This is a genomic window from Mesorhizobium sp. M0998 (assembly GCF_040318885.1).
In the GTDB taxonomy this organism is placed as follows: domain Bacteria; phylum Pseudomonadota; class Alphaproteobacteria; order Rhizobiales; family Rhizobiaceae; genus Mesorhizobium.
Window position 1 is genome coordinate 127866 of sequence record NZ_JAMYND010000007.1, and the last position, 12366, is coordinate 140231.

Consider the following 12366-nt stretch of genomic DNA (forward strand, 5'->3'; position numbering starts at 1 on the left):
AATCAACGCGACATCGCCTGTTCAAGCGCCCTGAAAACCCGGTCGTCTCCCGATTGGGCGACGTTGAAGCGCATGTAACGGCTGGCCGACCGGGACAGGCTGAACGCATTGCCGGGCGCGAGCACGACGTTGGCCGACAGGGCATGGCGGGCGACATCCGCGGCATCTATCCCCTCCGGCAGCCTGCACCACAGAAACATGCCGGCCGGCTGATCTATCCATGGCACGATGCCGATCGCCCTCAGGCGGGTGCTGGTTTCCTCCATTGCGCGCGAAAGCCGCGCGCGCAGCAGGTCCACGTGCTTGCGATAGAGGCCATCCTTCAGCAGCGTCAGTACCAGTTCGGATGCAAGCCGACCGCTGCCGAACGACGTGGCGATCTTGAGATCGGTCAATCCTTCCATCCAGTCGCGAGGAGCGGCGATGAAGCCGCAGCGCACCGATGCCGACAGCGTCTTGGAAAAGCTTCCGATGTGGATGACCCGGCTGAGGCCGTCGAAGGCAGCCAGCCGGGGCGCGGGCGTGTGTTCGAAATCGGCGAAGATATCGTCCTCGATGATGGTCAGCCCTGACTGGTCGGCGAGCTTCAGCACCCGATGGGCAACGACCGGGGACAATATGGCGCCGGTCGGATTGTGGAGCGCCGAATTGGTGATGTAGAGGCGCGGCCGATGCTCGTTCAGTGCCTGCGCGAACAGCTCGATGTCCGGACCCGAGCGCGTGTAGGGGACGCTGATCACCTTGGCCCGATGGGCGCGCAACAGGGCATGGAAGTTGAAGTAGCAGGGATCGTCGACCAACACCGTGTCACCCGGTTCGAGCAGGAACCGGCACAGCAGGTCGATCGCCTGAGTGCCCGATTCCGCCAGCATGATCTGGTCCGGGGAGGCTTCGATACCGTGCTCGGCCATGCGCCGCGCCAGCAGATGGCGTAGCGCCGGCAAGCCGAGCGGCGTGCCGTAATCGGTCAGCGCTGCGTCGTCGGCGCGGGCCATCGTCCGCAGCGCGCGACGCAATCCGGCCTCGGGCATCCATGACGCCGGCAACCAGCCGCAACCCGGTTTCAGGACGCCGTCGCCGGCTTCCAGCGATTGGCGCGAGACCCAGAGCGGGTCGACAGCACGGTCAAGCCTGGGGCCGATCTCGGCCAGCGACAGCGGAGCCAGCGGTCCGGCGGCATAGAAGCCCGAGCCCGGCCGCGAGCGGATCATGCCTTCCGCCGCAAGACGCTCATAGGCTTCGACCACGGTGGATTTGGAAACCTGCATGGCCTTGGCGAACGCCCGGATCGAAGGCAGCCGCATTCCCGGTGTGAGGCTGCGCGCGGCGATCCTGTGCCTGATCGTCGCCATGACGCTTTCGACAAGCGTCCGGCTGCCCTCATCTGTTGTCGTCTGCTCATCCATCCGTACTGCTCGCCCTACCATAACGGTTTTGTCAAACTGTACCTGATTGTCTCTGGCGGAGCCATACGCCCGGCCCGATAGAGGGCGAAATCAGCGGGGCATCAATGAACAAGGCGGCGAGTCGTTGGGCGGCGAGTAGTTGGGCGGCGAGTGGCTGGGTTAACGGGTTCATAGGCGTGCTGATCTTCAGCGGTTCGCTTCCGGCGACGCGCGTGGCGGTGATGGATTTCGATCCGGTGTTCGTAACGGTCGCCCGTGCGGCTTCGGCGGGCATCCTCGGCCTGGCGCTGCTGCTCATTTTTCGTCAGAAGCGTCCGGAGCGGCGAGATCTGTTCCCGCTGGCGATCGTGGCGCTTGGCGTCGTGGTCGGCTTTCCCCTGCTGACGGCGCTGGCGCTCAAGCACATCACGTCGGCTCACTCCATCATCTTCGTCGGCCTGTTGCCGTTGGCGACCGCGATCTTCGGTGTGGTTCGAGGCGGTGATCGCCCGAGGCCGGCGTTCTGGCTGTTCTCGTGCCTCGGCAGCGCCCTTGTCGCCGGTTTCGCAGTCACCCAAGGCCTGTCGGTCTCGCCGCTCGGCGACATCTTGATGCTGGCCGCCATCATCGTGTGTGGATTGGGCTATGCCGAAGGAGCGGCGCTGTCGCGCAAACTCGGCGGTTGGCAGGTGATTTCGTGGGCGCTGGTGCTGTCGCTGCCCCTCATGCTGGCGCTGACGTTCATCACTTTGCCGCCGTCGCTCGAAAGTGCCGGCAGGGGCGCCTGGATCGGTTTGGCCTATGTTTCGCTGTTCAGCATGCTGATCGGTTTCGTGTTCTGGTATCGCGGCCTGGCGCAAGGCGGCATCGCCGCCGTCGGGCAGTTGCAACTGCTGCAGCCCTTCTTCGGCCTCGGGCTGGCGGCAGCGCTGCTGCATGAGCAGGTCAGTCCCGCCATGATCGCCGTCACCGCCGCCGTCGTACTTTGCGTCGTCGGTGCCAAGAGATATGCGAGATAGGTGCGCCAGCTGCCGGAGTTGCATGCGAACGGGGTGGAAACCCTCAAGGATGCTTGGCAACGATATCAGTTCGCCCGGCCGTGGCGCGGGCTGAAAATACCGCAAGGATCAGCGCCATCAGCACCAGGCCCGTCGCCAGCTGGAAAGTGACCTGCATCCCTCGTGCCGCTGCCGCAGGTGCCAACACTGCCAAGCCAGTGCCTTCCCCAGCCGATGCGAAGGCGAACACCGCGCCCATCACCGACGCACCGGTGATCAGGCCGAGATTGCGCGACAGATTGAGCAGGCCGGAGACGACGCCACGCTGGTCGGATGCGACGCCCGTCATCACGGCCGAATTGTTGGAGGTCTGAAACAGGCTGTAGCCGGTGCAGACGATGATGATTGGTACGACATAGCCGGCAATACCGAATTCCGCCCGCGACAGACCAAAGGTGCCAATAGCGAGATCGAACAGGCCGACGATCATCATCCGGCTCGCCCCGAAACGATCGACCAGGCGTCCGGCCGGCAGCGCCGCCAATGCGGTAACCAGAGGGCCGGTCGACAGAACCAGCCCGACCATGGCCGCGTCTAGCCCAAGCGCGCGCGACAGATAGAATGGTGCGACCACCAGCGTCGCCATCATCACCGTGGCGACGATCAGGTTCATGGCGAGGCTTGCGTTCAACGCGTGGTCGCGGAACCTCGCAGGCTGGATCAAAGGGTTCTGGACCCTTGTCTGCGCAATGACAAACAGCAGGCCAGCCACGGTGGCGGCAATCAGCAAGCCGACATTGAGAGAACCAAAACTGCCACGCCCAAGGGTCATGGCAAGCGCATAGGCGGCTAGCGTCAGCGCGAGCAAAGCCGTGCCGATCCCGTCGAAACCGCGCCGACCTGGCGTCTTTTTTCCGGCCGGCAGGAAGCGCCAGGCAAGCGCAAAGGCCAGCACCCCCAACGGCAGATTGATGAGGAAGATCGCGCGCCAGCCGAGGCCGGCAATCAACAGTCCGCCAAGCGAGGGGCCAAGCGTGGTGCCGATCGCCGACATGGCGCCGAGCAGGCCCATGGCGCTGCCGGTTTTATCCCGGGGAACCGCGTCGGCAACAAAGGCCAGCGTCAGAGCCATCATGACGGCCGCGCCGAGCCCCTGTGCCGCCCGTGCGGCGATCAGCAGCCAGAGCGTCGGCGCGAGCCCGCAAAGCACCGATGCGAAGGTGAACAGGGCAATGCCGCCGAGCAACAGCGGTCGGCGGCCGAATATGTCGGCGAGCCGCCCGACGCTGACGATCAAGGTGGTGATGGCGAGCAGATAGGCCAGGACGACCCATTGCACGAGCTGGAACGATGCGTCGAACGCCTGCATCAGCGATGGCAGCCCGACGCTGGCGATGCTGGTGGCGAGCGACGACAGCAGCGTTGAAAGCGACAGGCTTGCCAATGCCCATCGGATCGAGCGTGCGCTCACCGGGGCAACTTCGTCCCAGGTCTTTTCAGCGGTCGATGCCAAGGTGAACTCCTTTGCCGGCAGCCCCCAATCGGAGCTGTCGGACGCTATTCCCTCGCATGATGTGGCGGAAGGCGCAGTATTTGCATCTTATTCGTGCATGAAACGCCACATCGCGGCCGAGCTGTGCTACGGTCCTTCCATGTCGTCACCCGATCTCAATCTGCTTGTCGCCCTCGATGTGCTGCTGAGCGAGGGCAGTGTGGCGCGCGCGGCCGGGCGGCTGCGCCTCAGTCCCTCGGCGATGAGCCGGACGTTGGCGCGGTTGCGCCAGGCGACAGGCGACCCATTGTTGGTCCGGGCCGGCCGTGGCCTGGTTGCGACGCCGCGCGCGCTCGAGTTGCAGCAACAGGTAGGCCGCGTCGTTCAGGATGCGGAAGCGCTGCTGCGCCCGGCCAAGCTCCTCGACCTCCCTGCTCTCGACAAGGTCTTCACACTGCGCGCCAACGAAAGTTTCGTCGAGGAGTTCGCCCCGCGTCTTCTGACCCGTGTCGAAGCGGATGCACCTGGCGTGCGGCTGCGTTTTGCGCCGAAATCCGACAAGAACGACATGTCGTTGCGTGACGCGGCGGTTGACCTCGAAATCGGGGTTGCCAGTGAAACGAACCCTGAAATGCGCATTCAGGCGCTGTTTCGCGACCGCTTCATCGGTGCGGTGCGAACGGGTCACAGCCTGGGCGAGGGCCCAATGACGCCGGAACGCTATGCGGCCGGCCGCCACATCAGCGTTTCGCGGCGTGGCCGCGAAAAGGGCCCGATCGACGAGGCCTTGAAACTGCTCGGTCTCCAGCGGACGATCGTGTGCATGGTTTCCAGCTTCTCGGCCACGCTCGCCATGGCGCGCGCCTCCGATCTGATCGCCAGCGTCCCCGAACGGCACACGCTGGGCGCGCGCACGGGCATGTACAGCTTCCCGTTGCCGGTCGATATCGAGGAGGTCACCATTTCGATGCTGTGGCATCCGCGACTCGATGCCGATCCAGCACAACGCTGGCTGCGAGCCTGCGTGCGGGAGGTCTGCGCGTCGTTTCGCTGATCCAGGCTCAGGGCGTGATCTAGAATCTGGTCACCACGCCGATGCCTATGCCTTCGAAGCCGCCCATCGCCATCAATGCGGCCGGCGCCTCTTCGAGGCTGATCTTCTTGCCGACCAGCAGTTCGGGTTTCAGCTTGCCGGTACGGATCATCTCCATCATCGCCTGGTAGCGAAACGCCTGCATGCCGTGGCTGCCGCGGATTTCGAGCTCGAATGCGATCACCTTGTCCATCGGTATCTGCGGCCTGGCATGGTCGCCGAGCATCAGGCCGACCTGCACGTGGCGGCCGCGACGGCGCAGGTTCGCGATCGAGTTGAAAGAGGTTGTGGGGTGGCCGAGCGCGTCCATCGACATATGCGCGCCGCCATTGGTGATCTGCTTGACCGCCTTGACCACGTTCGGCGTCTTTGCCGCGTTGATCGTCGCCACCGCGCCGATCTTTTTGGCAAAGTCCAGCTTCTCGTCCGTGAGGTCGATGGCGACGACATTGGCGCCCATGGCGCTGGCGATCATGATCGCCGACAGGCCGACGCCGCCGCAGCCATGCACGGCAACCCATTCGCCGGGCGTCACCCGGCCCTGATCGACGATGGCGCGGAACGAGGTGACGAAGCGGCAGCCGAGGCTAGCGGCGGTGGCGAATTCCATCTCGTCGGGCAAGCGTACGAGATTGGTGTCGGCATGGTCGATGGCGACATATTCGGCGAACGAACCCCAGGCGCTGAAGCCGGGCTGGAACTGATGTTCGCAGACCTGGTGGTTGCCCGACGTGCATTCGAAGCAGCGGCCGCAGCCGACGGCAAACGGCACAGTGACGCGCTCGCCGCCCTTCCAGCGGGTCACCTGGTTGCCCACCGCGGCCACGACGCCGGCAAGCTCGTGGCCAGGCACATGCGGCAGGCGGATACCGTCGTCGTGCCCCATCCAGCCATGCCAGTCGCTGCGGCAGAGGCCGGTGGGCTCAACCTTGATGACGACGCCTTCCGGCGCCGGCGTCGGATCCGGCACGGTCTGGATCGTCGGCGCCTCGCCGAATTTTTCGAAGACGACGGCTTTCATCGGCTGTTCCTCATGACTTCTGCGATTTGCGGTCTATTCGGCATCGATCTGGTTCTCAGGCGCGGCCTTCTGGAACGCCGGCAGCGCCGTGCAGGCGGCATTGATGCGCGAGATTGTCGGGTAGGGCGTCATGTCGACGCCGAAGCGGGCATTGCTGGTGACCTGTGCGACCAGGCAGATGTCGGCCAGCCCCGGCGTGTCGCCATGGCAGAATGTCTTGGTCTCGGGCGAGGAAGCCAGAATCTTTTCAAGCGGCTGGAAGCCTTCGTTGACCCAGTGCCGGAACCAGTTGACGACATCCTGGTCGCCGGCGCCGAACAGTGTGCGCAGCGAGGTCAGCACGCGCAGATTGTTCACCGGATGGATGTCGCAGGCGATCATCTGCGCCAGCATCCTGACGCGGGCGCGGCCAGGCGCATCCGTGGGCAGCAGCGGTGGCTCAGGCGTGGTCTCGTCGAGATATTCGATGATCGCCAGCGATTGCGTCAGTAGCCTGCCGTCGTCCAGGACCAGTGCCGGCACCAGCCCTTGCGGATTGACCGCGAGGTAGGCGGGTTCGAGATGCTCGCCGTGGCGCAAATGATGCGGCACGTAGTCGTAGGACAGGCCCTTCATCTCCAGCGCGATCCGCACCCGGTAAGAGGTCGAGGAGCGGTAGTAGTTATGGAGGACGATGTCGCTCATCGGATCGGTTGGCCGATGGTCAGTTCGATTTCGCCGATGCCGTCGACGCCACCGGTGATCTTTTCGCCCGGCCCGACGGCGCCGACGCCAGCCGGTGTTCCGGTGAAGATCAGGTCGCCGGGCTTAAGCTCTAGCGCCTCGCTGCAAATCGAGACGATGTCGGGAACCGGCCAGATCAGTTCGGCGAGGTCGCCGTCCTGCCTGATCTCGCCGTCGACCGCGAGCCAGATGCGGCCCTTGTCGGGATGACCGGATTTTTGCGCCGGAACCAGCGGGCCGCAGGGCGCTGAACGGTCGAAGGCTTTCGACCAGTCCCACGGCCTTGCCGCCTTTTTTGCCTCGTCCTGAAGGTCGCGGCGAGTCAGGTCGACGCCGACGCCGTAGCCCCAGACATGGTCCAGCGCGCGCTCGCGCCGGATGCGGAAGCCGGCTCCGCCGATCGCGACGACCAGCTCGATTTCGTGATGCAGGTTTTGGGTCAGCGGCGGGTAGGGGATAATCGTGCCCGAACCGACCGCCGCATCGACCACTGCGTCGCCTGGCTTGGTGAAGAAGAAGGGCGGGTCGCGCTCGTCATTGCCGAGCTCGCGGGCATGAGCGGCGTAGTTGCGGCCGACGCAGAAGATCCGGCGCACGGCAAAACGCTCCGGCGAGCCGGCCACGGCCACCGACGGGGTTGCGGGCAGGGGAAGGACGAAGTCTGTCATGCACTGTCTCAGTTCAGTGGATATGTCGCCGGCACATTCGGCCGATTTGGGCAAACGGGCAAGGCATTGGATGGCGGAAGAGCAGGCCTGCCGCACGGTGCCGCGGAAATCACCGGTACATTTTGCTCTGCCGGCCAAGATGGAGATGTACCATTTGCCGTTAGGCTGGCCATGGCGCGCAGCGCCTGCCGCCAACGCCTGAGACTGTCGACCGTTTCGGGGAACGGACGTGACAGCCCCCTTTCGGTCCGCCCCCGTACTTCGGGCGTGTCGTTATCTCGCACTTGCACAAAGCTCTGGTGCGCTGCAATATAGCTGGAGGAATGCGGCCTCCAGCCCGCCTTTCGCAGGTTCAATGAAGGGACCGGCATGACGGACATCTCCGCGACGCGTCTTGTCGTGTCCAGGCCTGTCGCCGATAGCTCGGCAAGAACCAGGCTTGCCTATCTCGACGGCTGGCGCGGCCTGTCGATCGCGCTGGTGCTGATCGGCCATTTCTTCCCCGTTCCCGGCATCAATCTCGGCGTCCTGGGCGTCGAATTCTTCTTCGTGCTCAGCGGCCGGCTGATGGCCGAGATCCTGTTTGTCGAATACTATCCGCTGAAGAAATTCTTCAAGCGCCGGTTCTCCCGCATCTACCCGGCACTGCTGATTTTTGTCGTCGCCGCGATGGTTGCCCTGTCCGGCACATTCATCGCCTTCAAGTGGAAGGCGGCGCTGACGGCGCTGACGTTCACCTACAACTATGCCGGAATTCTCGTCACCCGCGCCGGCGCGCTCGACCATATCTGGTCGCTCTGCGTCGAAGAGCACGCCTATATCATCCTGGCGCTGATCAGCGTCGTCGTCTCGGGGCGGTCCCGGGTCATCATGTTGCTCGGTGCATTGTCGGTGCTGGCCATGGCAAACGGCGCCATCTCCTACTGGGTGCTCGCAATAGGCTACGAGGGCACCTATTGGCGCACCGACGTGCACATCGCCTCGATCCTGCTGTCGGCGGTGATATGCCTGCTCAAGGCCGACGACAGGCTGCCGGCGCTGTTCAAGGGGCCGCATGTCGCCCTGGCGGCCTCAGTACTGGCTGTGCTCCTTTTCATGGCTGCCGTGCCAACCCCGATCCACTATCTGGTCGCGGTGCCGCTGCTGGCACTCGCCGTCAATTCGCTCGACTTCGGCAGCCGGTATCTGACCGGGTTTCTATCGTCCCTGCCGATGACGATGCTGGGGCTGTGGTCGTATTCGCTCTATCTTTGGCAGCAGCCCTTTTATCAATTCGTCGACATAAAAGGCAGTTCGCCGTGGTTGATGCTTGCGGCGGCGTTCGCTTGCGCGCTGTGCAGCTACTACATCATCGAAAAGCCGGCCCGCTCCTGGCTGAACCGCAATTGGTAGGGCGTACGGCGCCCGCCGTTCAGCCGGCGATCCGTCTTGCATAATACCGCACGGCTTTCCTGCCGCCGTGGATTACCGCGTCGCCCACTTCCGCAAAGCCGAGTGCGGCATGGAAGGCGTCCGAAGCCGGATTGGGTGGCTCGGCATTGACTTCGCAGGTGACGATCGCCTGGCCCGCGCGTGACGCCTGCTCGAACAGATCCTCGTACAGCCGGCGGGCATGGCCGCGCCCGCGCGCTGCGGCGGCGACCACGACGCGATCGACATAGACGAACCGCGGGTAACGCTGGCGAAACCACAGGAAGTTCGGGCTGTCGTAGCTGGCGTCCTGGTCGAAGGTCATGATGAAGGCTTCGAGCGTACCGATGCGGCGCGTGTAAAACGCTTCGGCGAGCAGGAAGGACAGGCGCTCGGGTTCGAGCCACGACAATTCGGCGGCATGCTCGTTGTTGAGCGCGAGGATTGCGGACTCATCACGCGGCGAAACCCGTTCGATCGGCAAACGCACTTCGATCATGTTGTTCGATCTTCCAGGATCACAGCCGGGCGGCTGCGATGGTCGCCGCCACCAGCGCCTCGTCGGTCACGGTGTTGCGGTATTCGCGGTCGAGGTCGGTGCCGCCCATGCCGACTTTCGGGTTGCGGTAACGCATGGCACTCGGCACGTCCTTGAGCGCGGCGAAGTGCATTTCGCTCAACCCGGTTTTCCTCCGCACCTTGCCGATGTTCTCGGGATCAAGCCCGCCGCAGCCGAGGATGATGATGCGGTCGCCGGCCTGCCTGACAAGATCGGCGAGCAGGTCAGCGCCCTCGAGCGCCGTGTCGCGCTGGCCGCTGGTCAGCACGCGGCCGACCTTGCAGCGGATCAGCGCTTCCAGCGCCTCTGTCGGATTGCGGGTCATGTCGAAGGCGCGGTGGCAGGTGACGTTCAAGTTTCCCGCCGCCTTAACCAATTCGCTCATGCGCTGTTCGTCGATGGTGCCGTCGGCAGTGAGGCAACCAACGACGACACCGGCGACGCCGAGCTCGGCAAGCGCGCCGACATCGGCGAGCATCGAACGATATTCGGCTTCGCCATAGAGAAAATCGCCGCCGCGCGGCCGCACGATGACGTGGAAGGGGATCGTCGCCAGCTCGAGCGCCGTGTGCACCGTGCCGAAGCTCGGTGTGATGCCGCCCTCGATCAGGCTGGCACAGAGCTCGACACGGTCGGCGCCTGCGGCTTGCGCGGCCAGCAGGCCGTCTATGCCTTCGACGCAGATCTCGATCAGCGGCAGGCGAGGGCGTTCGGTCTCGATCATAGGCGATCCGTCGATGATTTCAGCTGCCCAGCGGTAGCATCGGGCATGGTGCGATGAAAGCCGGAACTGTTGGCTCAACACGCGACAGGGCGGCCGGCGGTGCTCCAATTTTGCCGCTTGACATATCCATAACCGTTCAGCTATATGTCGATTCATAGCTAGCGAGTTATTGATTGATTAACAGCACAGCCGACCGAAAGCTAAATGTGCGGCCGGCAGAAACACGCCTAAGGAGACCACCATGCAAGCACGGTTGAAAAACCCGGTGATGCTCATTCCCGGCGCCTTGCAGGCACTGCTCGCGCTGGACAAGTCGACGGAGACGGCCGACCTGTCATATGTGACGCGCAAGCTCGTCCATTTACGCGCCAGCCAGATCAACGGATGCAGCCTCTGCGTCGATATGCATGCGCGCGAATTGAAGAAGGCCGGCGAGAAGGACGAGCGCATCTTTGCCGTGTCCGCATGGCGGGAGACACCCTACTTCACCGACGCCGAACGCGCCGCGCTGGCACTGACCGAGGCGGCAACCCGGTTGGCCGATCGGCCGGATCCGGTGCCGGATGCAGTCTGGGACGAGGCCGCCCGGCACTATGACGAAAAGGCGCTTGCCGCCCTGGTCGTCCAGATTGCCCTGATCAACGCATTCAACCGGCTCAACGCAACCACCAGGCAGATGGTCGGCGCCTGGGGCTGAACGGGGCCGGGTTCTCGAAAAGCCACTTCAGATCCGCAGCTTGTACGAATTCGCGCGGACGAAGTCGATGAAGGCCCGCAGCTTCGGCGGTACCAGGCGGCGGCTCGGATAATAGAGGTGGAGCGGCTCGTAAGCGGGACAGAAAGGCTCCAGCACCTTGACCAGCGCGCCTGAGGCGAGAAGCGGCGCGGCGAGGCCCTCGACGGCGAAGGCGAGGCCCAGCCCTTGCGCGGCGGCGGTAATGCACAGCGGAAGTGTGTTCACGACCAGACATGCGTCCGGCGTGAATGCGACTTCGCGTCCATCCACGGTGAACTCCCAGGGCGAAATCGCGCGCGTGCGGGTGAGGGCGAATGCGATGCAGCGATGGGCGGCGAGGTCGGCCGGCCGCTTCGGTGTGCCTTTGCGCGCCAGATAATCGGGGCTACCCACCACGACCATCTGCAGTGGCCCGCCCAGACGCGCGCCGATCATGTCTTTCTCGAGAAGCTCGCCGATGCGCAGGCCGGCATCGAAGCCCTCGGCGGCGATGTCGACGAAGCTGTCGTCGAAAATCAGACTAAGCCGCACTTCGGGATAAGCATCCATGAACGGCCGCATCAGTGGCTCTATCAGCAGCGGCGCGGCGATCCACGGCAGGCTGAGGCGCAGCGTGCCGGCGGGACGGTCGCGAGCTTCGCGCAGTGCCGCGCCAGCCGCCCAGATATCTTCGGCTGCCGGGCGCACGTGGTCGAGGTATTCAGCGCCAGCTTCGGTCAAGCCAACGCTGCGGGTCGTCCGGTTGAGCAGCCGCACCCCCAGGCGCTCCTCGAGCCCCTTGATCGCCTCGCTTAACGAGGCCGGAGCGACGCCGAGCTCGGCGGCGGCGCGGGTGAAGCTTTTGGCCTCGGCGACTTTGACGAAGGCGACGATGCCGCTGAACTGGTCGAGGCGCATTGTAAGGATTTTCCAAATAGCCCTGTCGAATTCTACCGGTTTTTCCGGCGAACGAAAGGCGTCATGTTGGGTCTGACGAACGGGCCTCGGTGTTGGGAACGGCTCGAACAGGCAAGGAGACAGGACCGATGACCAGGCTTGCTTTACTCGCCGCCGGCACTCTTCTGGCGGTGTCTGCCGCCCCGGCGCACAGCGGACCACTGGAAGACCGCAATATCCAGCTCATCAAAGGCTATTACGCAGCTTACGCGACCGGTAATCCCGAGGCCGTGCGGCCCTTCCTCGCGCCCAACATCGTGTGGCGCATTCCCGGCCATCATCCGCTCGCCGGCGACAAGCGCGGGCCGGACGAGGTGGTCGCCTTCTTCCGCGGCCTGGCCGATGGCAAGTTCAAGGCCGAGCCGATCTTCTTCCAGGCGCAAGGCGACCTCGTTGTCGACGTCCATCGCGGCTGGTCGAATGTCGGCTCAGGTCCCGAGATCGACCAGTTCTACGCGCTGATGTTCCGCATCAAGGACGGCAAGATCGCCGAGGCACAGAATTTTTTGACCGACATGTACCAGTCGGACGCTTTCTACTGGGCGCATTACCCGCTGAAGCCGCTGCCCGGCCGACTGGCTGGCGAGCGCTGAGACGGCGGTCTTTCTCGCAACGCGCAGC

At 64.3% G+C, this 12366-nt stretch carries 13 protein-coding genes; 5 read left to right on the forward strand and 8 right to left on the reverse strand.

Annotated elements, in window-relative coordinates; all coding sequences use genetic code 11:
• Positions 1–2 precede the first annotated feature (2 nt).
• Complete coding sequence (locus NKH59_RS09350; protein ID WP_352539710.1) at positions 3–1406, reverse strand: aminotransferase-like domain-containing protein; 1404 nt, start codon at positions 1404–1406, stop codon at positions 3–5.
• A 104-nt stretch (positions 1407–1510) separates the two neighbouring features.
• Here NKH59_RS09350 and NKH59_RS09355 point away from each other — a divergent pair, with 104 nt between their 5' ends.
• Positions 1511–2404: a DMT family transporter gene (locus tag NKH59_RS09355; RefSeq protein WP_352539711.1), complete on the forward strand. Its 894-nt coding sequence runs from the start codon at positions 1511–1513 to the stop codon at positions 2402–2404.
• Positions 2405–2447: 43 nt separating this feature from the next.
• Here NKH59_RS09355 and NKH59_RS09360 read toward each other — a convergent pair whose 3' ends face one another.
• Positions 2448–3896, reverse strand: a complete 1449-nt coding sequence (locus NKH59_RS09360) for an MFS transporter (RefSeq protein ID WP_352539712.1) — start codon at positions 3894–3896, stop codon at positions 2448–2450.
• A 139-nt stretch (positions 3897–4035) separates the two neighbouring features.
• On the opposite strand from NKH59_RS09360, the gene NKH59_RS09365 reads away from it, so the two are divergent.
• Entirely contained in the window at positions 4036–4929 is an 894-nt protein-coding gene (locus NKH59_RS09365; protein ID WP_352470466.1) for a LysR family transcriptional regulator, read from the forward strand.
• Positions 4930–4948: 19 nt separating this feature from the next.
• Here the strand turns inward: NKH59_RS09365 and NKH59_RS09370 are convergent, their stop codons facing one another.
• From NKH59_RS09370 to NKH59_RS09380, 3 genes are read right to left on the reverse strand one after another with little or no spacing between them, the layout of a single operon-like run.
• Positions 4949–5989, reverse strand: coding sequence for a zinc-dependent alcohol dehydrogenase family protein (locus NKH59_RS09370; protein ID WP_353021604.1), 1041 nt, complete (start codon positions 5987–5989; stop codon positions 4949–4951).
• 33 nt (positions 5990–6022) lie between these two features.
• The gene (gene maiA / locus NKH59_RS09375) at positions 6023–6673 is read right to left on the reverse strand and encodes a maleylacetoacetate isomerase (RefSeq protein WP_352500892.1); all 651 of its coding nucleotides are present in this window, start codon (positions 6671–6673) and stop codon (positions 6023–6025) included.
• Positions 6670–7380 (reverse strand): fumarylacetoacetate hydrolase family protein, encoded by a 711-nt coding sequence (locus NKH59_RS09380; RefSeq protein ID WP_352470356.1) that lies wholly within the window; start codon positions 7378–7380, stop codon positions 6670–6672. Before NKH59_RS09380 ends, maiA begins: the two co-directional genes overlap by 4 nt.
• A 369-nt stretch (positions 7381–7749) precedes the next feature.
• Between NKH59_RS09380 and NKH59_RS09385 the strand changes: the two genes are divergently transcribed.
• Positions 7750–8772 (forward strand): acyltransferase family protein, encoded by a 1023-nt coding sequence (locus tag NKH59_RS09385; protein ID WP_352470357.1) that lies wholly within the window; start codon positions 7750–7752, stop codon positions 8770–8772.
• 19 nt (positions 8773–8791) lie between these two features.
• Here NKH59_RS09385 and NKH59_RS09390 read toward each other — a convergent pair whose 3' ends face one another.
• Positions 8792–9289, reverse strand: coding sequence for a GNAT family N-acetyltransferase (locus tag NKH59_RS09390; RefSeq protein WP_352470358.1), 498 nt, complete (start codon positions 9287–9289; stop codon positions 8792–8794).
• Between the two features lie 19 nt (positions 9290–9308).
• Positions 9309–10073, reverse strand: a complete 765-nt coding sequence (locus NKH59_RS09395) for a copper homeostasis protein CutC (protein WP_352539713.1) — start codon at positions 10071–10073, stop codon at positions 9309–9311.
• A gap of 241 nt (positions 10074–10314) precedes the next feature.
• Here NKH59_RS09395 and NKH59_RS09400 point away from each other — a divergent pair, with 241 nt between their 5' ends.
• Positions 10315–10770 (forward strand): carboxymuconolactone decarboxylase family protein, encoded by a 456-nt coding sequence (locus tag NKH59_RS09400; RefSeq protein WP_352470362.1) that lies wholly within the window; start codon positions 10315–10317, stop codon positions 10768–10770.
• 27 nt (positions 10771–10797) lie between these two features.
• Here the strand turns inward: NKH59_RS09400 and NKH59_RS09405 are convergent, their stop codons facing one another.
• Positions 10798–11706, reverse strand: a complete 909-nt coding sequence (locus NKH59_RS09405; RefSeq protein WP_352539714.1) for a LysR family transcriptional regulator — start codon at positions 11704–11706, stop codon at positions 10798–10800.
• A gap of 128 nt (positions 11707–11834) precedes the next feature.
• Here NKH59_RS09405 and NKH59_RS09410 point away from each other — a divergent pair, with 128 nt between their 5' ends.
• The gene (locus NKH59_RS09410; RefSeq protein ID WP_352539715.1) at positions 11835–12338 is read left to right on the forward strand and encodes a nuclear transport factor 2 family protein; all 504 of its coding nucleotides are present in this window, start codon (positions 11835–11837) and stop codon (positions 12336–12338) included.
• Positions 12339–12366 lie beyond the last annotated feature (28 nt).